This window comes from Pseudomonas sichuanensis (assembly GCF_003231305.1).
GTDB lineage: Bacteria > Pseudomonadota > Gammaproteobacteria > Pseudomonadales > Pseudomonadaceae > Aquipseudomonas > Aquipseudomonas sichuanensis.
This window is the reverse complement of the sequence record NZ_QKVM01000019.1, coordinates 1-20,541: the sequence shown is the minus strand read 5'-3', so window position 1 is coordinate 20,541 and position 20,541 is coordinate 1. Positions and strand designations below refer to the sequence as shown.

Below are 20,541 nucleotides of genomic sequence, written 5' to 3'. Positions count from 1 at the left end.
CCATGGCTGAACAGGCGACCCCCGTCACCCCTTCGCACCGTGGCTATACCGCCGCGGTGATCGGCCTGTTGCTGCTGGCCCAGGCCTGTGGCCTGTGGCTGCTGTTCAACAGCAAGCTCGATGCCGCCCAGCTGCAGCCGGCGGCCTGGTTCGACGGCGAGGCCGGCAAGGCCCTGGGCGATGCGTTGCAGCCGGAACTGCAGAAAAACGCCGACACCCTGAGCGCGGCGGTGCGCTATCGCCTGCTCGGCGACCTGGGCGACCAGGTGGTACAGGGTTGCCCGGGCTGGCTGTTCTATCGCGACGGCCTGCGCGCCCAGGCCGGCGTAAAAGGCGCCTATGAAGCGCGCCTGCGGCTGATGCAGCACTGGGTCGGGCAACTGCGTAGCCAGGGCCTGCAGGTGCTGCTGGTGGCCGTGCCGGACAAATCCCGTATCGAAAGCCAGGCCCTCTGCGGCCTGCAGCAGTCGCCGCAACTGCAGGCACGCCTGGGCCAGTGGCAAGCCAGCCTGGCCAGCCAGGGCGTGCCCTATGCCGACCTCGGTGCGGCCCTGGCCCACGGCCCGCAAACCCCGCCGCAGTTCTTCCGCACCGATGTGCACCTCAATGCCGACGGCGCCCAGCGCGCCGCCGATGCCGTGGCCGCCAGCGCCCTGGCGCTGCTCGATGGCAAGCGCGACCAGCTGTTCACCAGCTCCCAGGTTGGCGCCGCGCAACCGCGCATGGGCGACCTGATCGTGCTGGCGGGCCTTGAGCACGCCGCCAGTGCCTGGCGCCCGGCCGTGGAAGACGAACACCCGCAGCAGATCCAGGTGCAGCGCGGTGGCGGCCTGCTCGACGACACCCCGCCGGTGCAGGTGCTGCTGGCGGGCAGTTCCAACGGCCGGCGCAGCGCCTTTGCCGAACGCCTGGGCCGCAACCTTGGCCAGCAGGTGTGGAACCAGAGCCTGGACGGCGGCCAGTTCAGCGGTGCGCTGCTGGCCGCGCTGGGCAAGCGTGAGCGCTGGCCGGCCAGCCTCAAGCTGGTGATCTGGGAATTCTCCGAAAGCGCCCTGTCGCTGCCATTGACCGCCGACGAGCGCGCCGTGCTGGCAACGCTACCTGAACCGCAGGCCGACCATGCTCTTTAACTCCTACCTCTTCCTGCTGCTGTTCCTGCCGCTGACCCTGGCCGCCCACTACCTGATCGCCGCCCGCAGCCTGCGCGGCGCCGCGCTGTGGCTGTGCGTGACCTCGATCGTGTTCTACGGCTGGTGGAACCCGCAGTTCGTGCTGCTGCTGATCGGCTCGATCGCCTTCAACTACCTGGTCAGCCTGGCCATCCTCGGCACGGCCGGGCGCTCACGCCTGCAACTGCTGATCACCACGGCCGGGGTCGGTGCCGACATTGCGCTGTTGTTCCACTACAAGTACTTCGTCACCCTGGTGAACTTCGCCCAGGACTGGGGCCTGGCCGGCACCCGCCTGGACGACATCATCCTGCCCCTGGGCATTTCGTTCTTCACCTTCACCCAGATCGGCTTCCTGCTCGACTGCCGTGCCGGCATCGTCAAGGAACGCAGCCTGCTCAGCTATGTGCTTTTCGTGACCTTCTTCCCGCACCTGATCGCCGGGCCGATCCTGCACCACAAGGAAATGATGCCGCAGTTCGCCCAGCCGGATAACTACCGGTTCCGCGCCGAGAACCTGAGCGTTGGCGGCATGCTGTTCGTCATCGGCCTGGCCAAGAAAGTGCTGCTGGCCGACCCGATCGCCCCCTATGCCGACGCCGGCTTCGCCGACCCTGGCAGCCTCGGGTTCTGGGCGGCGTGGGGCACCGGCATCGCCTACGCGCTGCAGCTGTACTTCGACTTCTCCGGCTACTCGGACATGGCCCTGGGCCTGGCCAAGATGTTCGGCATTCGCTTCCCGCTGAACTTCAACTCGCCGTACAAGGCCAGCAACATCATCGATTTCTGGGCCCGCTGGCACATGACCCTGACCCGCTACCTGACCGCCTACCTGTATTACCCGGTGGCCATGGCGGTGTCGGAGTGGCGCGGCAAGCGCGGGCTGCCGGTCGGCACCCAGGGTGCGGCGACGCCGGGCGGCTTCGCCGCGGCGATCATCCTGCCGACCACCTTCACCATGGGCCTGGCCGGTATCTGGCACGGCGCGGGCCTGCAATTCTTGATCTTCGGCCTGCTGCATGCCGCCTACCTGTCGATCAACCATGCCTGGCGCATCTTCGTGGTCGGGCGCAACAGCAAGGCCACGCAGCACCCGCTGAAAGTGGCGGGCTACGTGTTGCTGACCTTCGCAGCGGTGATCGTTGCCCAGGCCTTCTTCCGCGCCGAGTCCACCCATGATGCCGTGCTGCTGATCGAGGGCATGTTCGGCCTGCGTGGCCTGGGCAGCCTGCCCGAGGTACTGTACCCGGCCGGCATCACCTGGGGTGACGCCTGGCGCCTGCTGGTGGGCCGCCACCTGGAGACGCTGCACGTACTGGCAGTGCTGTCCGTGGCCTGGTTCCTGCCCAATTCGCAACAGATCATGGGCGGCTTCTCGCCGTCCCTGGCCCGCGCGCAGCTCGACGGCCCGGCCGCGCTGCGCTGGGCGCCGACCCTCAAATGGCTGCTGATCATGGCGCTGCTGCTGGCGCTGTGCCTGATGAACCTGCACAAGGAAGCACGCTTCCTGTACTTCCAATTCTGACTCCGTGGAGTGATTGACATGAGCGAACAAGCCCTCAAGCAACAACTGGCCGACATCATCGAGAACGTGGTCGGCACCCCGGTGGCCCACGACGACCTGCTGATCGAGTCCGGCCTGGTCGATTCGATGACCGCGGTGGACATCGTCATGGCGGTGAAGAATGCGTTCGGCGTCAAAGTGCCGGCCACCGAGATCGACGAGCACCTGGAATCGCTCGACGCCCTCGCCGCCTTCATTCAGAACAACCGCTGAGCCTGCACAGGCCACCGCCCAGGAGAGTGCCGGATGCACTTCGATTTCGACCGCTGTGAGTTCGCCGACTGCCACCAGGGCGCCGACGCCCCTGCCCTGCGCGACGCCCATCGGGTACTGGACTGGGCCGGCCTGCAACTGGCCGTCGAGGCCTGGGCGCTGCGTGCCCGCGCGCAGGGCATCCAGCCCGGCACCGCGCTGGTGCTCAGCGGCCACAAGCAGATCGAATTCGTCGTGGCCATGCTCGGCTGCCTGCGCCTGGGCGTGACCTATGTGCCACTGGACAGCATCAATCCGCCGCAGCGCCTGCAGCGCATCATCGAGCTGGTGGGCGCCGGGTATTGCTACGACGCAGAACTGGACCAGTTCCGCGCAGGCCAGCCCTGCGCCGCACCGCTGGCCGAGGCGGGCCTGGCCTACGTCATGTTCACCTCCGGCAGCACCGGCGATCCCAAGGGCGTGCAGATCGGCCGCGACAGCCTGGCGCTGTTCGCCGGCTGGATTCGCGACTGCCTGGCCCTGGGCGAACGGCCGCGGTTCATGAACCAGATGCTGTTCAGCTTCGACTTCTCGCTGTTCGACCTGTGCGGGGCGCTGGCCCTGGGTGGCCAGTGCGTACTGTGCCCGCGCGAGGTGATCGGCGACCCCGAGCGCTTTGTCGACTACCTGGCCGACAGCCAGGTACAGGTATGGGCCTCGACGCCGTCCTTCGTCCGTCAGCAGTTGCTCAACGATGCCTTCGACGCCAGTCACCTGCCCGCCTTGCGGGTATTCGTGTTCGGTGCCGAATCGCTGACCCCGACCCTGGCCAACCAGCTGTGGGAGCGCTTCCCCGAGGCGCGGATCATCAATTCCTACGGGCCGACCGAAGCCACCTGCTCGACCACCTGGATCGAAATCCTGCCGCCGCTTGCGAACGCTGCCCAGCCGCTGTCCATCGGCCGGGCCAAGCCCTATGCCGAGCTGTTCCTCGACGACGGCGAACTGTGCATTGCCGGCGACCACGTTATGCGTGGCTACCTCAATCGCCCGGACCTGAGCGAGGCCGTGCTGTTCCAGCACAACGGCAAGCGCGCCTACCGCAGCGGCGACCTGGCCGAGATCGACGATCAAGGCCGGGTGTTCTTCCATGGTCGGCGCGACGACCAGATCAAGCTCAATGGCTACCGGATCGAGCTGGGCGAAGTGGACGCCGGGCTGGCCAGCCTGCCTGGGGTCGACAACGCCGCCACCATTGCCCTGCGCCGCCCCGACGGTGCACTGGTGCGCATGGTCGGCTTCATCGAAACCCCCGGGCACCTGCCGGCGGCCACCCTGGGCCCGTTGCCCGAGGCCCTGGCCGACTGGAAACAGCGGCTGGCAGGCAGCCTGCCGTCCTATATGATCCCGTCCGAACTGCTGGCCTGCGGCCGCTTCCCCGGCACCCTGTCCGACAAGGTCGACCGCAAGCGCCTGGCCGAGCTGTACCAGCAAGCCCGGGTAAAACGCCCCAAGGAGACTGTATGAAAGCCCTCGCCCTGCTCACAGGCGCCCTGCTGCTGTGCAGCGCGCTGCCCACCGTCGCCCAGGCCGAGGGCAAGCTGGCGCAGCTGTATGCGCCGCGCCCACCGGCTGGCTCGGCGTTCGTTCGCGTGCTGCAGCCAGCGGCGGGCGGCGTGCAGGTGCAAGTCGGGCATAACCCGGCGCAGCAACTGGCGGCCGGCCAGCTGGCCAGCAGCTACAACGTGGTCAAGGGCGGCGAGCCGTTCACCGTGCTGATCGCCGGCAAGAGCGCCGGCACCCTCAGCGTGGCCGCCGACAGCTACCAGAGCCTGGTGCTGCACGATGGCAAGCTGCTGGTGCTGGACGACAGCGCGGCCAGCGACGATGCCCTGAAGGCCGAGTTGCGTTTCTACAACCTGGCCAGCGACTGCCCTGCCGGCCAGTTGCAGGTGCAGGCCGGCCCGACCCTGTTCGCCGACGTGCCCCGGCAGACCAGCCAGGCGCGGGCGATCAACCCGGTGAGCGCCACCTTGACCGCCGGCTGCGGCGCGGCGCAGGCCAAGCCACTGCCCTTGCCGCAGCTGCAGCCGGGCGATCACTACGCGCTGTTCCTCACCGGCAGCGCCGAACAACCGGTGCTGCGCGGCGAGCTCAGCAGCACCGCACCCTACACCCGGTAAACCGCCATGCGCCCACTCTTTCGTGACGATCACCTGCTGTTTCGCGACCAGGTCCGGCGGTTTGTCGAGGAACGCATCCTGCCCCACTACGCCGACTGGGAGCGTGAGGGCATAACGCCCACCGCGCTGTGGCGCGACGCCGGCGCCCAAGGCCTGCTGTGCCCGGCGCTGCCTGCCCCCTATGGTGCCGATGGCGACTTCGGCCATGCCGTGGTGGTGATCGAGGAACTGGCCCGGGCCAACTGCCTGGGCATCGGCTTTTCGATCCATTCCGACATGGTCGCGCCCTACCTGTACAACCTCGGCACCCCGGCACAGAAAGACCGCTGGTTGCCGGCCATGGCCGCCGGCGAATTGATCGGCGCCATCGCCATGACCGAGCCCGGCGCCGGCAGCGACCTCAAGGCCGTGCGCTGCCGTGCCCGGCGTGACGGCGAGCACTATGTGCTCAATGGCCAGAAGACCTTCATCACCAACGGCGTCAACGCCGGCCTGATCATCGTGGTCGCCAGCACCGAGCCCGACCTGGGCGCCCGCGGCCTGTCGCTGTTCTGTGTCGAGGCGGGCCTGGCGGGCCTGAGCAAGGGCCCGGCCATGGCCAAGATCGGCCAGCATGCCCAGGACACCTGCGAGCTGTTCTTCGACGAGCTGCGCGTGCCTGCCGACTGCCTGCTGGGCGAGGAGAACGCAGGCTTCGAATACCTCGGCCGCGAGCTTGCCCGCGAGCGCCTGGCCATCGCCCTGCGCGCCGCCGCCCATGCCGAGGGCATGCTCGAGCAGACGCTGGCCTATACCCGCGAACGCAAGGTATTCGGCAAGCGCGTCAGCGACCACCAGCACAACCGCTTCATCCTCGCCGATGCCCGTTCGCGGCTGACCATGCTGCGGGTGTTCCTCGACGACTGCGCATGGCAGCTGATTGAGGGCAGCCTGGACCCGGTGGTGGCGGCCATGGCCAAGCTCAATGCCAGCGAGATCCAGGGGCAGATCCTCGACCAGCTGCTGCAGCTGCACGGCGGTTATGGCTACAGCAGCGAGTACGGTATCGGCCGTGCCTGGGCCGATGCCCGGGCGCTGCGCATTTTCGGCGGCACCAGCGAGATCATGCGCGAGATCATCGGGCGCAGCCTCTGATTCAGCCGCGCAGCCAATCCTCACGCAACCTGCGGGCGCGCGGGTCATCCCCCAGCGCCCACGGGTCGAGGGCAAACGCCACGACCTGCTCGGCGCCCGTGGTGCGGGCCCACTCCAACTGCCGCTGTACCCGGGCGTAATCCGCCGAACGTGCCTTGAAGTCGGTGCCGTCGTTTTTTTCCGACGGCAACTGCTCGAACAACTCCACCACCACATCGAATGGCACCTTGCGCCGGCGCAGCTCCAGCAGCAGCGGTTCGATGGCCTGCAGGTTGGCCCAGCCGGCCACACCGACGCCATCCTGCACCACCGGCCGCAACGCGGTGCTGTCGAGCAGCGTGCGCCATAGCTGCAGCAGCGAACCCTCGGTGGGCAGCACGCTGTGGTAGGTGGAAATCGACGGGACGCAGTCACTGTGCTGCCGGGTGCTGGCAGACATCGCCGTCAACCAGGCGGCCAGGCGCTGCTGGCTGTCGGCGCTGGCCCAGTGGTACTGCTCCAGCTCGTAGGGGATGTACCAGCCGGCAAAGGCGCGGTGCTGCGGCCAGGGCGCAGCAGCCATGTAGCCCTGCGCCTCGCCCAGGGCCTTGGCGAAGAACTGCGCCTGCCCCTGCGCGTCTGCCGACAGCGCCTGCCACCAGGCATTGTCAAACGGCAGCCCGACTTGTACCTGCATGCCCTCGTCATGGGCGATGTCGAAGACGTTGCGCAGCATGTCCTCGGGGATCATCCACGGCGATTGCCCGCCGATCAGCCCGACCCACTGCAGCGTCACCGTGCGGCAGCCCATGTCGGCCATGGCCGCCAGGCGCTGGCGCCATTGCTGCGGGTTGAGGTCGGCGTGGCTTTTCCACAGTTGCAGGAAGCTGCCCTGCAGGCCGGTGGAACGGGTGCAGCCCGGCAGGCTGGCGAGGATGGGCGCGGTGGCCAGCAGGCATAGCAGGCTGCGGCGGCTGAGGGTGGGAACGGAAATGGTGAGGTCCTTTTCGTGACGTGGTGCTGGAACGCAGCAGCCTACCTTAAATCGTCACCGATGGCTGGCGCTGTGATGCGGGTCAAGACGTCCATGCGCTCGTGCGGGTTTGCGTGATTGAACAGCCACGGTGTGGCGTCATCCCGCGCAGAGCACATTTGTACTCCCTGCGCGTGAGCGGTCGTCGAGTTGGCCAAACTGCCAATACCCGGACCCCTGCATTAGCACATATACAAATTAACTACCTGAACAAAACCTGAAGCCTTTCAAACTTAAACAAAATTACATGTTCATTCATGAAAGCTTACGGTCTTTCACACTTATTAAAATTGTTTCACACAAACACGCACATCACGCTCATCTGCGTGATTGAAAAGTCAAACCTCGGCATGGACAATAGCCCCCAGCACGCTGCACGCCATGCCCTGCAAGCCTTTCGGCAGCCTGCTCATTTTTCGCCGATTATTCAGGCCCGCTTTTAAAGTTGACCGAACAGCCCGCCAAACTGACGCACCAACTTATTACTTACGCCGTATTCACATTACGTTGACATTGCATCACTTCAAATGCGCGTCACCCTATCCCCCGAGGTAAACCATGAACGCAATTAACCACGGTGAAGTTTTCACCGCCGCCGATTCGAGCGAGCACATCCTGTTGACCGGCGCCACGGGTTTCCTCGGTGGGTCGGTCGCCGCCCAGCTGATTGCCGACGGCCAGGGCCCCACCCTCGCCTTCCTGGTACGCGGTGACACGCCCGCGCAAGGCCTCGAACGCCTGCGCGCCAACCTGCGCCAACATGGCGTCAGCCAGGCCGACTGCCTGGCACTGGAAGAATCGCAGATCCTTTGTGGCGACTTGCTCGACACCTCCTGGCTGGACGGGCAAACCCCGCGCCTGATGCAGTTCGACCGGGTGATCAACTGCGCCGCCGTGGCCTCGTTCTCGAAGAACCCGACCATCTGGCCGGTCAATGTCGAGGGCACCTACGCCTTCGCCGACGTGCTCAGCCGCTCCGCGCGCCTGAAGCGTTTCCTGCATGTAGGCACGGCGATGAGCTGCGGCCCGCAGCGCGAGTCGCCGATCAGCGAGTCGTGGGAGTTCCCCGAGGCCGAGCAGCAACTGGTGGACTACACCGCCTCGAAGGCCGAGATCGAGCGGCGCATGCGCGAAGAGCTGCCAGGCCTACCGCTGGTGGTGGCGCGCCCGTCCATCGTGGTCGGCCACAGCAGCCTCGGCTGCCAGGCATCGGGCAGCATCTTCTGGGTGTTCCGCATGGGCTTTGCGCTGGAGAGTTTCACCTGCGGGCTCGACGAGCAGATCGACGTGGTCCCGGTCGACTACTGCGCCGAGGCGCTGATCGGCCTGGCACGCAAGCCCCAGCTCAACCACGACCTGTACCACATCTCCGCCGGCCACAGCTCGGCCTGCACCTTTGCCGAGATCGACCAGGCGTTTGCCCAGGCCAACGGTGCCGAGCCGGTTGGCGAGCGTTATCGCAAGGTCGATGTGGATGACCTCAAGTCCCTGGCCGGCAGCTTTGCCACCCGTATCGGGCCTGCCAACCCGCGCCTGGTGCTGCGCGCGCTGCGCTTGTACAGCGGTTTCGCTGATCTGAACTACCTGTTCGACAACAGCCGGTTGCTGGAAGAAGGCATCGCTGTGCCGCCGCGTTTCACTGACTACCTGGATGTGTGCGTCAGGTCGTCCAATGGGGTGAGCATTGCCACCCAGATGCAGGCGGATTTCAAGTAACTCGTCATTCTGCTCCGTCACACGCGCTTGCCCGGGCCAGGGTTGAACCTGCTCCGGGCTTTTTTATGGGCTTGGGGTTGGGGGAAGGCTGCCAGGTGCCTGGCGGGAGATTGAGTGAAGGCCACCAGGTGTTCACCGGTGATTTTGCAGCGCCTGTGAGATCGAGCGCCGCCCGCGCGGCGCATCGCGGGACAAGCCCGCTCCCACATCTGTTTCGGGCCAATTATTTCTGTGAAAGTATCGGCGCCTGCCTTGGTGCATGTCTTGAGTCATGTGGAGCAGCATTAGCGACCACGCCAAAACCGCGTCGTACCAACAAGGCGGACCAGGTAATGGCACAGGAAAGACTGGCCCGAAACAGATGTGGGAGCGGGCTTGTCCCGCGATGCGCCGCGCGGGCGGCGCTCGGTCTTGAGGTCGCTACAAAAACACCGCCAGGCACTTGGTGGCCTTCACCCAATCTTCAGTCCACCCCCCTCTCGTCATACCGCAACAACCGCCCAGCATTCCCCAACACCAACAAAGTACTGAAGTTGTGCAACACCGCCGCAATCATCGCCCCAGCCGCCCCCAACAGCCCGAACGCCGCCGCAGCGATGATCCCCAAAGTCCAGCCCAACCCAATCAACACATTCCATTGCAGGGTACGTCGGCACAAGCGGCTCAAGCGGACACAGGTACCCAACCGGCGCAGGTCGGGGTTGATCAGCACGATATCGGCCGCAGCCATGGCGATATCGCTGCCGCCCACGCCCATGGCCACACCGACCACACCCGCCTTGAGCGCCAAAGAATCGTTGATGCCATCGCCCACCACCAGCGGCCGGAAGCCGGCCTGCAGCTCCTGATTGACGTGCTGCAGCTTGTCGTGCGGCAGCGCCTGGGCGACCACACTGCCGATCCCGGTTTGCGCAGCAACGGCATCAGCCACGCTCTGCCGGTCGCCGGTCAGCAGCAGTTGCCGCCCCAACCCCAGCTCGCGCAGTTGCGTCATGGCCTCGGCGGCTTCGGCGCGCAGGTTGTCGGCCAGCAACAGCCAGGCCACGAAGCGGCCATCCAGGGCCAACCCGGCGATCGGGCCGTCATGGGCCGGCACCGCAGGCATGGCGATGCCCAGTTGCTGGAACAGCTCCGGGCGCCCCAGCGCGGCTTCGCCATCGGCGGTGCGGGCCAACACGCCGAAACCCTGGCGTTCGCGCAGATCGCTCAGGGCCAGTAGCCGATCGTGGCTGACCAGCCCGGCCAAGGCACGGCTGACCGGGTGGCTGCTGGCGGTGCCGAGGCTCGCCGCCAGGCGTTTGACCTTGTCATCAGGCCACGCCGATGCACTGCACAATATCCGCTGCAGGTGCAGGCTGCCGTGGGTGAGCGTGCCAGTCTTGTCGATCACCAACGAGGTCAGGTCGGCAAGTTCCTCAAGAAACGCCGAGCCGCGGATCAGGATGCCGTGCCGCGCGGCAACGGCAATCCCGGCCACGGCGGTGGCCGGCGCCGACAGCACCAGCGCACAGGGGCAGGCAGCCACCAGAACGGCGAGCATCGCCTGGGCATCGGCGGTGATGAACCAGGTGGCGGCGGCGATCAGCAACACCAGCAGCAGATAACGCCCGGCATAGCGCTCGAGCAAGCGGGTGATCGGTGGCTTGGCCTGCTCGGCGCGCTGCATCAGGGCGATGACCTTGCCCAGTGTGGAGTCGTCGCCTACGCGGGTGACTTCAATGCGCAACAGGCCATCGAGGTTGATCGCCCCCCCATGCACCGCCGCGCCGGCCTGCACATCCTGAGGCACGCCCTCACCGGTGATCGGCGCGGTATCCAGGCTGGCATGGCCCTCTAGCACCCGGCCATCGGCCGGTATCCGGTCGCCGGCACGCACTTCCACCTGATCGCCTGGCACCAGGCTGGCATTGTCGACCTCGCGAACCTGGTCATCGGCGCCGATCAGACGCGCCTGGCTGCGGGTCAGGCGCCCCAGGGCCTCGATCGCCTCTTGCGAGCCGAGCACGCTGCGCTCTTCCAGCACGTGGCCGAAGATCATGATGACCGGTAGCAGTGCGGCAGTGGCCAGGTCACCGGTGGCCCAGGCGCCGAGCATGGCCAGGCCGATCAGTTGGTCGGTGATGCCATGCAGGCTTGGCTGGCGCAGGCTGAACCAGGCCGAGCGCAGCACCGGCACCGCCACCAGCAGCGAGGCGCAGCCCAGCAGAAGCTGCGCCACGCCCTCCTGGGCCGGGGCCAGCCAACGCCAGGCCAGGCCCAACCCGAGCAGGCCGAGGGCAAGCATGGCCAGGGTCAGCTGGCGGGCGGCCTGGCGACGCTCGTCGCTGGACAACAGCCCTGCCGTGAGATGCACATGGCCATGGTGGTGATGGCCGTGGTGGTGAGTACTCATGGTTTCGGGCCTTCCAGGATCATGCGCCCGGCATCGCCGGGGTCGACGGTGGTCACACTGCCCGCGTGGGACAGAATGGCGGGAATACGTTCGCGGTACAGGCGCAGCAGCAGGTCCGGGCTCTGCTGACCGCCCAGCCCAACGATGGTCGCCGTGCTGGCCTGGGCGCCGGACACCCGCTCACGCCCCTCGGCCTGGGCCACTTGCTGGGTGTGGTCAGCGGCCTGAGTGGCCTGCTGCAACTGCAGCGCGGCGTCGTTGCGCGCGCTGGCGATCGCCTGCTCGACCTGCTGGCTGGCGGTGAGCACGGCGTTGAAGGCGTTCACTGCCGCCACGGGCAGTGAGGACTGCACATCCACCCGCACCACCTCGATGCCCAGTTCGCCACCGGCCGCCTTGAGCGCCGCCAGGCGTTGGTTGATGCCTTGCTGCAGGTCGCCCCGCAGGCGCTCACGGCGCTCGGCAACGCCGCTGTCGGCGCCGACCAGTTCGGGGCGGGCCACCAGGATCGCGTCCATGTCGCGAGAGGCGCAAACCTGCACCGCGCTGCGCTCAACCAGGCGCTCCAGTGCTGGCAGCACATGTTCGCCCTGACGGGTGAAGGCATAAGGCTCGTTGACTGTGTAGAACACCCGCACGTCCAGTTGCACCATGCCCGCGTCACCGCTGAGCAGGTAGCCCGAGCCCGCCGTGGCATCGCCGGCCAGCTTGCCGTCCAGATCGGCCTTGCGCGCCAGCTCCGAGCGCAGCAGCAGCTCGACCCGGCGCTCGCTGACCCGGTCGGCCGACGGCAGCATCAGCACCTGTTCGAACGGCCGCGGCCAGGCCAGCAGCAAACCGGCATTCTGGACCCGTGACTCGGCGCCCAGGCGCAGCACCACCGCACGGTTCTCCGGGCCGATTTCGCGAACATTGCCGAACAGCCAGCCCAGCGCCGCCAGCAGGGTCACCGCATACAGCGCGATGAAACCGACGCCGCCGGCCTGCAGCCAAGCGCTACCACGCGGGTTAGTCATGGGCATGCCCCGCAGGCAGCACCGGGCCGTCCACCAGTGCACGGAACGGCGCCGCGTCGGTGCGCAGCACCAGGCGCGTGCTGGGCGTCACCAGCGTGCCGAGGGTGTCGAGCGAGCGCAGCAGCCGGTACAGCTCAGGGGCACCGGCATAGGCCTTGGCGTAGATCTGTGCCGCGTCGACCTGGGCCTGGGCTTGGATCTGCGCGGCCTTGACGCTGGCGTCGGCCTCGAGGATGCGGGCGTCACGCTCGGCCGCCGAGCGGATTTCGGCCGCCTTGCGCTTGCCTTCGGCGGTGCGCTCGGTGGCGATGGTCTCGCGCTCGGCGCGCATGCGGTCGACGGTGGCCTCGAGGGTCACCTTGGGCAGGGTCAGCCGCTCGATGCCCACCTGCACCACCTTGATGCCGTAGGTGTGCGCCAGTTGTTCGGCGATCTGCTGCTGCAAACGCTGCTCGAAGGCGTCGATGCGAACGCGGCTGGCATCCACGTTCACCAGGTCGGCCAGCTGGAAGCCGCTGGCGCTGGTTTCCAGTGCCGAGCCCACCAGGGTGCGGATCTGCCGCGCCGCTTCGTCGGGTTGGTTCTGCACGGCGCGCATGAAGCGCTGGATGCTCTGCGGGTCGGCCGCCACCTGCCAGGCGATATAGGCCTGCACGATGATCCGCAGGCCATCGCGGGTACCGACGTCCTGCAGGCCGCTGGAGGTGGTGCGCAGGCGCAGGTCGACCGGCACCGCCGCTTCGAACGGCACCGGCCAGCGCCAGGCAAGGCCCGGTTCCAGCAACACCCGTGAGGGGTTGCCGAAGCGGGTGATGACGGTGGCCTCGCCGACCCGTACCTGCACCAGGCTGGCAGTCGCGGCGAGCAGCAGCACCAGCAGCGCGGCGATCAGCATTCGACGCCGGACGGAGCCGACCGGCGCCTGGTCAGCAGGTGAATGGTCATGATCATGGTCGCAGCCATGGTGGTCGTGGGCGGCCTGGGTGCTCTGGCTCACTTGGCGTGCTCCTGGTTGCGGCTACTGGAGGTTGATACCGCTGGGTCCACCGGCAGGGCATAGCTGCGCAGGTCCAGGGTCGGCGCCTGGGTTGCGCCCAGGCGGTGGTCAATGATCAGGCTGTGGGCACCGGCCAGCCCTTGGCTCAGCCGGCCCAGGTACTGTTCCAGGACGAAGGCCTGGCCAGCACCCGCCCAGGCCGCCCGTTCGGCACCGAACACCAGCGCCGCAGCCTGGGCCTTGGCCCGGGTTTCATGGGCGCCGGCACTGGCCGAGTCGGCGGCCACGGTGGCAGCCTGGCGGGCAAGGCTGGCCTGTTGTGCGGCCTGGCCACGATCACGGGCGATCAACGCATCGGCATTGATCTGCGCGGCCTGCACGCCGTGGTAGGCATTGGCTGCACCGGCAGGTGGGTGGATCGCCTCGATCGCCGTGGCCAGGATCTCCACCCCGCTGTCGAGCCGGTCAAGATCGGCCTGCACCGCCCTGCCGATATCCTGGCCCAGGGCTTCGCGCGCTTCGCCCAGCACGCCGTCGAGCGAGCGCCCGGCAAAGTCGTGTACCAGCACTCGGTTGGCGACGCTGCGCAGCAACTGCTCGATATCGCTGCTGTGGTAGGTGGCGGCCAGCGCCGCAGCGTCGCTCAGGCCGATGCGGTAGATGAAGCGCACGTCCATGTTGACGATCTGGAAGCTCTGCGCGCCGCCATCGCTGCCCGCGATCACCTGGGCGTTCTCGCTGACGTGGGTGGCATCCCACAACCGGTTGGCGCCCACGGGCGCCGGCCCCTCGGCAGCGGCCAGGGGCTCGGCGGCAGCCGCGTCGCCAGTGCTGGCCAACTCATGCAGCGTGCCGTTGTCCACCCGCATGACGTTGCCAAGCGGCCAAGGCAGCCCCAGGTGCAACCCAGGTTGATAGACCTGTACCGGGTTGCCGAAGCGTTCATACACGCCGCGCCCAACCATGGGTACTTCGACCAGCCCGGTGAGCAGCCAGCCGGCCAGGCCGACCAGTGCTAGCACCGGCAACAAGGCACGGCGCATGAAGCCGAAGGCCCAGATTTGTTGCAGGTCGATGCCCAGGCGCTGGTGCAACTCGCCCTGCAGGTAGGCCAGCGGTCGCGGTGGCCATTGCAACGCGCCGGCGAACAGGCTGCGCGCCAGCCACTGTGGTTCGCGGCGTGGATGGCGCGGGCTGAACACTGCCAGCACGGCCCGCAACATCAACTCGATGGCCAGCAGGCCAGGCAGCAGGCCGATCAGCACCGCCAGGCGTGCCGGCCACAGCCGCTCGCCGTCGGCGAACGCCAGGCAAGCAATGGACAACACCAGCACAGCGATCAGCAGGCGCAACTGTGCCGCCAGCGCCGCAGCTTCGGGCCATGCGTTGCCGTCGCTGTTGGCCAGATGGCGCTCGACCACCACCAGCCCGAAGGCCAGCAACGCCCATGTACCCACCGCCAACCAGCTCGCCTGGCTGGCCTGGCCGGCAGCCGGAAGATCGAGCCGCCAATGCGCCTGCACCAGCAGCAACGCCAGCAGTGCCAGGCCGAACAGCCACAGTGCCTCGCCGCCAATGCGCTGCAACTGCCTACGGCACAGCGCACCCAGCCGCTCGAGCCAGCGTTCGTAGGGGCTGAGCTGTTCCGGGTCGCCCTCCTCCTGGCCAGCTTTGCGCCAGAACGCCAACGGCGCGGGGGGCTGGCCGATGGCAACGGCACGCCAGCCGGCAACCGCCCAGGCCGACTGGCAGCCGGCGGCCACCAGCAACCAGGCTGCAGCATTGATGCTCAGCAAGGGCGCCCAATGTGACGCGGGTGCGAACAACCCGACGAAGAACCCCAACCCACCCAGCAAGGCTGCCGCCGCCGCCGCGCTGTAAACCAGCAGTCCCAGGCGGCGTGCCTGCGTGGGCGCTTGCTGGAAGCGCGCAATCCCCTGCAGGTCCAGGCCAGGGCTATCCAGGTTGACGCTCATGAAGACTCCAAAGGCTCAAGGGTGCATGGCCGCAAGGTAGTCACCCACCCGGCATGCCGTGGCAGAGACGAGGCACGGTTAATTTCGTTATGTTATAGCAACGCCAGTGAAAAAATTGTGAGGAAATATTTCATCGGTTTCATCGACCAGAGCGCCTCTCGCATATTTTTCACATCCGTCTCACCGTCTCCCGACATTCGCCTGCTTAAAGTGCCGCCACTCGCGATGCCTGTGGCCCCAAGTGCCGCTGCATCCAACATTGCTCACCATCGGAGTGACTGCATGCTGCAAGGCACCCTCGTCAAACCCTCCTCCCTGAAGCCACCCCGACGCCTTCGGCTCTCCCCCAGGGCATTGCTTGCCGGCCTGTGCGTGGCGTTGACCCTGGCAACTGCCGGCGTGTCGTATGCCTCGCGCACCCAGGTACGCGACCTCGGCAGCGAGCGGCAGATGAGCCGCAGCGGTACCTATGCGGCCTGGGCCAAGGGCTCGGCCATTGTCCTGGTGCGTCACGCCGAACGCTGCGACCGCTCCCATGCCGCCTGCCTGAGCGACCCCGCCGGCATCACCGAGGACGGCAGCCGCGCCGCTGTCGGTGTGGGCCTTGGGCTCGAGCGCCTGGGGCTGCAGGACAGCGATATCCTGGCCAGCCCCGAGGTGCGTACCCGGCAGACGGCTGGCTTCATGTTCGGCAAGAACATCACCACCCAGGACTGGGTGGCGCGTTGCGATGCGACCTTCGCCAGCGCGGTGTTCGACCACAAACGGCCCGGCCATAACCTGGTACTGGTGACCCACAGTGGCTGCATCGACCAGCTCGAGCGGCAACTGGGCGTAGCCGGCGGCGAACGCAGCAGCGGTTATGCAAGTGCCTTGTTCCTGTCCCTCGACAGTGCCGGCAAACCACAGCTTCTTGGCCAGATGAACGCCACGCAGTGGCGCAACCTGGCCCCTGGCAAAGGGATGTGACCATGCAGCTTTCCATGCGCACGCGCTTCTACCTCAACAACCTGGCCTTCCCGTTGTTACTGGCGGTACTGGTGTTCGTGCTGTTCGACCTGACCGAGCTGGACCGCTGGATCAGCAACCTGCTGCTGGATGCCAACGGGCAGTTCGTCTTCGCGCACAATGCGCTGTTCGAGAAACTCACCCACAAGTGGCCGCGGATCCTGCCGGACTGGACGGGTGAACTGGCGGTGATCGGGGTGCTGCTGTCGCTGCTGTGGCCGCTGGCCTCGCGCTCGGCCCGCGCCATCGGCTTGCTGGAAGCGGCGCGCATCGCCCCGGTGATGCGCTGGAGCACCCGCTACCGCCGCGACCTGTGGTTCGTGGTGGTGGCGTTCGGCCTGTGCACCATGGTCATCCACTACCTGAAGAGCCACACCGGGGTGTACTGCCCGGTGGAAACCACGCTGTATGGCGGCACCGAGGCGCGCTACGAATGGTTCGACCAGTTCAACGGGCTCGACCGCGCCGGCCCAGGCCGTTGCTGGCCCGGCGGCCACGCCTCCAGCGGTTTTACCCTGTTGGCGCTGTACTTCATCGCCCTGCGCCACCGCTGGTTGCATGCGCGCAAGTTGCTGGTGGCGATCCTGCTGGTCGGCATGTTCTACGGCACCACCCGGGTGCTGCAGGGCTGGCACTACATGTCACATACCTTCTGGGCCGGCATTTTCGTCTGGCTGACCAGTTGGTTCACCGCCTTGCTGTTCTACGGCCGCCCGGCCCTCCAGGCAGCGCCGCAAGCAAGGCTCAGTAATCGCCACGCTTGCGAAACGCCCAGCGCCCTGCAATCAACGTAAAGGTCACCACCAACGCCACCAGCACCCAGAAGCCGTGGGGGTCGTCCGACAGCGGCACGCCCCCGACGTTCATGCCGAAAAAGCCGGCGATGATATTGATCGGCAACGCCAGCACGGTGACCACGGTGAGGGTGAACAGGGTGCGGTTGTTCTCTTCGGTGAGCTTGGCGGCAATCTCTTCCTGCAGCAGCTTGATCCGCTCGACCAGGCTGGTGAGGTCGCTGATGATCACCGAAAACTCTTCGGTAGAGGCCCGCAACTGGCGGATATCCTCTTCGTGCAACCACTCGGGCGGGCGGTTCAGCAGCCGCAGCAGCGAGCCCGGCTCCAGTGCCAGCAAACGCTGCAGGCGTACCAGCACGCGGCGCAGGCTGCCCAGCTCGGCGCGGTTGTCGCTCAGGCGCAGCGACAGCAACTGGTCCTCGATGCGGTCGATCTTCAAGGTGGTTTCGCGCAGCACCCGGGTCAGCAGGTCACCCTGGTCGCGCACCAGGTGCACCAGCAACTCCACCGTCGAACCGAACCCCTCGCCGCGCTTTACCGATGAGCGCAGCTCGTCCACCGAGTGCAGCGGCTGCAACCGTGCGCTGACCAGCAAGCGGCTGCGTGCACAGGCCCACAAGGTGGAAACGTCGGACGACATCACCCCATAGCTGAACACCAGGTCGTTGACCACCGCCAGCAAGGCGCTGTCGGTGTGCTCGATACGCGTGGAGCGCGACCCTTCGCGCAGGGTTTCGAAAAAGGTCTCGGGCAGGTCCAGGTGGCTTTTCATCCAGCGCTCGCAGGCGGCGTGGGCAAGGTTCAGGTGCAGCCAGAGGAACTGCTCGTCGGCTGGCGCCTGCAGATGTACCAGCGCCTGTGCCGAGTCGATCTCGCGACCGGGCTGGCCCGGGCGGAAGAGGTACGCATAGAGCAAGCCGTGCAGGTCGGTTTCGGGGTTTTGCGGATTGGCAGGGAGCATGCGGCGGAGCGACCTCGGCGAGTCCCGTTTCAGAGAGGGTCATATTAGGTAACGTCACATGACAGTCGCGTGACGTTTTCGCTGAAGGCCTCGGCCGTTGTAGCCGGCTGCCATGGAACTGGCACGCCCGTCACAACTGGCATGCGGTATGCCAAAATTTCTGGTAATGGGAATTGTTACCAGATAAGATCGCGACGCTTTAATACCCTCTCCCGTGCCCCTTTCCAGGACCTGAACCCATGCGTTACAGGATTGTGTCGCTGTGCCTGCTCCACGCCGCTCCGATGCTCAGCTGGGCCGCGCCAGCGCCGCTCGAAACCAGCACCGGCATTCAGCTTGAAGCCGTGAACATCAATGCCGATGCCGCCGACTACGAGCGGGCCGATGGCCCGGTCGAAGGTTACCGCGCCACCCGTTCGGCCAGCGCCACCCGCACCGACACTGCCCTGCACGAAACCCCACAGTCGGTCAGCGTGGTGCCCAAGGATGTGCTGGAAGACACCGGCGCCACCCGCCTGCAGGACGCCCTCGACTACGCCGGCGGCATTGGCCGGGCCAACAACTTCGGCGGCCAGGGCCTGACCACCTTCACCGTGCGCGGCTTCACCACGGGCGAGTTCTATCGCAACGGTTTCCCGATCAACCGCGGCTACCCCAACGCCCCGGACGCCAATACCGTCGAACGCCTGGAAGTGCTGCGCGGCCCCGCCACCGCCCTGTACGGCCGTGGCGACCCCGGCGGCACTTTCAACGTGGTCAGCAAGCAACCCTTGCCCGAATCCAAGGTCACCCTGGGCAGCCAGCTCGACGATCAAGGCATGCACCGCGCAACCCTCGACGCCACCGGCCCGTTGAACCAGGACGGCAGCCTGGCCTACCGCCTGAACGTGCTTGGCGAGGGCGGCGAGAGCTTCCGTGACGATGTCCAGAGCGAGCGCTACGACGTCGCCCCGGTACTCAGCTGGCAGGTCAACGACAACACCAAGATCGTCTTCGAAGGCGACTTCATGCGTAACAACCACCCCCTCGACCGTGGCCTGACCCGCTACGCCACACAGACCGGCAGCGCTTCGCGCGACACCTATATCTGGGAAAAAGGCAGCGACAACCTGCTGCACAACGACAACAACATGGCCCAGTTGCGCTTCGAGCATATGCTCAACGACAACTGGACCCTGGCCGGTGGCATGCAATGGCTCGACGGCACCCTGCAGGGCAACGCCGTGGAAGCCAACAAGGCACCGGCCGACGGCCGCACCCTGCAGCGCAACTTCAACTACCGCAAGCTGGAGTGGACCGACCGCGACTACCAGCTCAACCTCACCGGCCACTTCGACACCGGCGCGTTCAGCCACACCCTGCTGACCGGCATCGAGTACGAAGACTATGACTACCGCTCGATCATCCAGCGCTCGTCGGCCACCGACGGCACCTACCCGATCGATATCTACCACCCGGTGCTGGGCCAGCCGCGCCCTGCCCTGACCCGCACCACCACCCACGACCAGGAAAACCTCAAGACCTGGGCCTGGTTCGTCCAGGACCAGGTGGCCCTGACCGAACGCCTGAAGGCGCTGGCGGGTGTGCGCCTGGAGCGATTCGAGCATGACTACGACAACTACCTGCCGGGCGCCAAGGGCTGGCAGGCGGCCGACAATGCCGTCACCCCGCGTTTCGGCCTGCTCTACGACCTGACCGACACCATTGCCGTCTACGCCAACACGGCGCGCTCGTTCAAGCCCAATACCGGTGCCAGCCGCCAGGGCGACGGCTTCGATCCGGAAAAAGGCAAGTCGTACGAACTGGGGATGAAGTGGGAGGCATTGGAACGCCAGTTGAGCGTCGACGCGGCGATCTACCACATCGTCAAGGAAAACGTGCTGACCCGCGACCCGGCCGACCCCAACTACAGCCTGGCCGCCGGCGAAGTGCGCAGCCGCGGCCTGGACCTCAACGTGGCCGGCAACATCACCCCTGAGTGGCGGGTGATCGGCGGTTATGCCTACGTCGATGCCGAAGTGACCAAGGACAACCGCCTGCCCAGCGGCACGCGCCTGGCCAACATTCCGCGCAACAGTTTCAGCCTGCTCAATACCTATGAGTTCCAGGATGGCCTGGCCAAAGGGCTGGGGCTAGGTGTGGGGGTCAAGTACGTGGATGACCGCAACGGGCAGACCGAGGCGGTGACCTACACCATGGAGCAGTACAGCGTGGTTGACCTGCTCAGCTACTACAAGGTCAACGAGCATGTGCGCCTGAACCTGGATGTGAAGAACGTGTTCAACAAGGGGTATGACGAAGGGGCTTTCAATACCTATGCGTATCCTGGTGCACCGCGGACGGTGCAGGCTGGGGTTGCTTATACCTTCTGAAGGGTTTGCGGTTGGGCATGCAGTGTCCGCCGCAAGAGTTGCAGCGCCTATC

At 66.5% G+C, this 20,541-nt stretch carries 16 protein-coding genes; 10 read left to right on the top strand and 6 right to left on the bottom strand.

Annotated elements, in window-relative coordinates; all coding sequences use genetic code 11:
* The first annotated feature begins 2 nt into the window (after window positions 1–2).
* Genes DM373_RS12120 through DM373_RS12095 form a run of 6 tightly spaced genes read left to right on the top strand, consistent with a single transcriptional unit; the run spans window position 3 to window position 6,242 of the window.
* Window positions 3–1,130, top strand: a complete 1,128-nt coding sequence (locus DM373_RS12120) for an alginate O-acetyltransferase AlgX-related protein (RefSeq protein WP_110993813.1) — start codon at window positions 3–5, stop codon at window positions 1,128–1,130.
* A complete protein-coding gene (locus tag DM373_RS12115) occupies window positions 1,120–2,694 on the top strand; it encodes an MBOAT family O-acyltransferase (protein WP_110993812.1) in 1,575 nt (524 codons plus the stop codon). Before DM373_RS12120 ends, DM373_RS12115 begins: the two co-directional genes overlap by 11 nt.
* An 18-nt stretch (window positions 2,695–2,712) precedes the next feature.
* The gene (locus DM373_RS12110) at window positions 2,713–2,946 is read left to right on the top strand and encodes an acyl carrier protein (protein WP_110993811.1); all 234 of its coding nucleotides are present in this window, start codon (window positions 2,713–2,715) and stop codon (window positions 2,944–2,946) included.
* Window positions 2,947–2,979: 33 nt separating this feature from the next.
* Window positions 2,980–4,452, top strand: a complete 1,473-nt coding sequence (locus DM373_RS12105; protein WP_110993810.1) for an AMP-binding protein — start codon at window positions 2,980–2,982, stop codon at window positions 4,450–4,452.
* Complete coding sequence (locus tag DM373_RS12100) at window positions 4,449–5,108, top strand: alginate O-acetyltransferase AlgF (RefSeq protein ID WP_110993809.1); 660 nt, start codon at window positions 4,449–4,451, stop codon at window positions 5,106–5,108. Before DM373_RS12105 ends, DM373_RS12100 begins: the two co-directional genes overlap by 4 nt.
* A 6-nt stretch (window positions 5,109–5,114) precedes the next feature.
* A complete protein-coding gene (locus DM373_RS12095) occupies window positions 5,115–6,242 on the top strand; it encodes an acyl-CoA dehydrogenase family protein (RefSeq protein ID WP_110993808.1) in 1,128 nt (375 codons plus the stop codon).
* A 1-nt stretch (window position 6,243) separates the two neighbouring features.
* Here DM373_RS12095 and DM373_RS12090 read toward each other — a convergent pair whose 3' ends face one another.
* Window positions 6,244–7,119, bottom strand: coding sequence for a DUF4434 domain-containing protein (locus DM373_RS12090; RefSeq protein WP_341866385.1), 876 nt, complete (start codon window positions 7,117–7,119; stop codon window positions 6,244–6,246).
* Window positions 7,120–7,812: 693 nt separating this feature from the next.
* Here DM373_RS12090 and cprA point away from each other — a divergent pair.
* Window positions 7,813–8,970, top strand: a complete 1,158-nt coding sequence (cprA, locus tag DM373_RS12085) for a cationic peptide resistance protein CprA (RefSeq protein ID WP_110993806.1) — start codon at window positions 7,813–7,815, stop codon at window positions 8,968–8,970.
* A gap of 463 nt (window positions 8,971–9,433) precedes the next feature.
* Here the strand turns inward: cprA and DM373_RS12080 are convergent, their stop codons facing one another.
* From DM373_RS12080 to hflK (DM373_RS12065), 4 genes are read right to left on the bottom strand one after another with little or no spacing between them, the layout of a single operon-like run.
* Window positions 9,434–11,362, bottom strand: coding sequence for a heavy metal translocating P-type ATPase (locus DM373_RS12080; protein WP_110993805.1), 1,929 nt, complete (start codon window positions 11,360–11,362; stop codon window positions 9,434–9,436).
* Window positions 11,359–12,378 carry a protease modulator HflK gene (gene hflK / locus DM373_RS12075; RefSeq protein WP_244215065.1) on the bottom strand — a complete coding sequence of 340 codons (1,020 nt, stop codon included), beginning with the start codon at window positions 12,376–12,378 and terminating at the stop codon, window positions 11,359–11,361. Before hflK (DM373_RS12075) ends, DM373_RS12080 begins: the two co-directional genes overlap by 4 nt.
* On the bottom strand, window positions 12,371–13,375 hold the full coding sequence (hflC, locus tag DM373_RS12070) for a protease modulator HflC (protein ID WP_425272578.1): 1,005 nt from the start codon (window positions 13,373–13,375) through the stop codon (window positions 12,371–12,373). The genes hflK (DM373_RS12075) and hflC overlap by 8 nt, the downstream gene beginning before the upstream one ends.
* Entirely contained in the window at window positions 13,372–15,351 is a 1,980-nt protein-coding gene (gene hflK, locus DM373_RS12065) for a protease modulator HflK (RefSeq protein ID WP_110993803.1), read from the bottom strand. Before hflK (DM373_RS12065) ends, hflC begins: the two co-directional genes overlap by 4 nt.
* Window positions 15,352–15,633: 282 nt before the next feature.
* On the opposite strand from hflK (DM373_RS12065), the gene pmrG reads away from it, so the two are divergent.
* Complete coding sequence (gene pmrG / locus DM373_RS12060) at window positions 15,634–16,320, top strand: lipopolysaccharide core heptose(II)-phosphate phosphatase PmrG (protein WP_110993802.1); 687 nt, start codon at window positions 15,634–15,636, stop codon at window positions 16,318–16,320.
* Window positions 16,321–16,322: 2 nt separating this feature from the next.
* Window positions 16,323–17,153 (top strand): phosphatase PAP2 family protein, encoded by an 831-nt coding sequence (locus tag DM373_RS12055; RefSeq protein ID WP_110993801.1) that lies wholly within the window; start codon window positions 16,323–16,325, stop codon window positions 17,151–17,153.
* Here the strand turns inward: DM373_RS12055 and DM373_RS12050 are convergent.
* A complete protein-coding gene (locus DM373_RS12050; protein WP_110993800.1) occupies window positions 17,104–18,117 on the bottom strand; it encodes a transporter in 1,014 nt (337 codons plus the stop codon). The two genes, DM373_RS12055 and DM373_RS12050, sit on opposite strands and share 50 nt — an antisense overlap.
* Before the next feature lie 239 nt (window positions 18,118–18,356).
* Here DM373_RS12050 and DM373_RS12045 point away from each other — a divergent pair, with 239 nt between their 5' ends.
* Entirely contained in the window at window positions 18,357–20,489 is a 2,133-nt protein-coding gene (locus tag DM373_RS12045) for a TonB-dependent siderophore receptor (protein ID WP_110993799.1), read from the top strand.
* The last annotated feature ends 52 nt before the right edge of the window (window positions 20,490–20,541 follow it).

Excerpts from the sequence above, each read along its gene's own strand:
- DM373_RS12120 (WP_110993813.1), top strand. The coding sequence starts at position 3 with ATGGCTGAACAGGCGACCCCCGTCACCCCTTCGCACCGTGGCTATACC.
- DM373_RS12115 (WP_110993812.1), top strand. The coding sequence starts at position 1,120 with ATGCTCTTTAACTCCTACCTCTTCCTGCTGCTGTTCCTGCCGCTGACC.
- DM373_RS12110 (WP_110993811.1), top strand. The coding sequence starts at position 2,713 with ATGAGCGAACAAGCCCTCAAGCAACAACTGGCCGACATCATCGAGAAC.
- DM373_RS12105 (WP_110993810.1), top strand. The coding sequence starts at position 2,980 with ATGCACTTCGATTTCGACCGCTGTGAGTTCGCCGACTGCCACCAGGGC.
- DM373_RS12100 (WP_110993809.1), top strand. The coding sequence starts at position 4,449 with ATGAAAGCCCTCGCCCTGCTCACAGGCGCCCTGCTGCTGTGCAGCGCG.
- DM373_RS12095 (WP_110993808.1), top strand. The coding sequence starts at position 5,115 with ATGCGCCCACTCTTTCGTGACGATCACCTGCTGTTTCGCGACCAGGTC.
- cprA (WP_110993806.1), top strand. The coding sequence starts at position 7,813 with ATGAACGCAATTAACCACGGTGAAGTTTTCACCGCCGCCGATTCGAGC.
- DM373_RS12080 (WP_110993805.1), bottom strand. The coding sequence starts at position 11,362 with ATGAGTACTCACCACCACGGCCATCACCACCATGGCCATGTGCATCTC.
- hflK (WP_244215065.1), bottom strand. The coding sequence starts at position 12,378 with ATGACTAACCCGCGTGGTAGCGCTTGGCTGCAGGCCGGCGGCGTCGGT.
- hflK (WP_110993803.1), bottom strand. The coding sequence starts at position 15,351 with ATGAGCGTCAACCTGGATAGCCCTGGCCTGGACCTGCAGGGGATTGCG.
- pmrG (WP_110993802.1), top strand. The coding sequence starts at position 15,634 with ATGCTGCAAGGCACCCTCGTCAAACCCTCCTCCCTGAAGCCACCCCGA.
- DM373_RS12055 (WP_110993801.1), top strand. The coding sequence starts at position 16,323 with ATGCAGCTTTCCATGCGCACGCGCTTCTACCTCAACAACCTGGCCTTC.
- DM373_RS12050 (WP_110993800.1), bottom strand. The coding sequence starts at position 18,117 with ATGCTCCCTGCCAATCCGCAAAACCCCGAAACCGACCTGCACGGCTTG.
- DM373_RS12045 (WP_110993799.1), top strand. The coding sequence starts at position 18,357 with ATGCGTTACAGGATTGTGTCGCTGTGCCTGCTCCACGCCGCTCCGATG.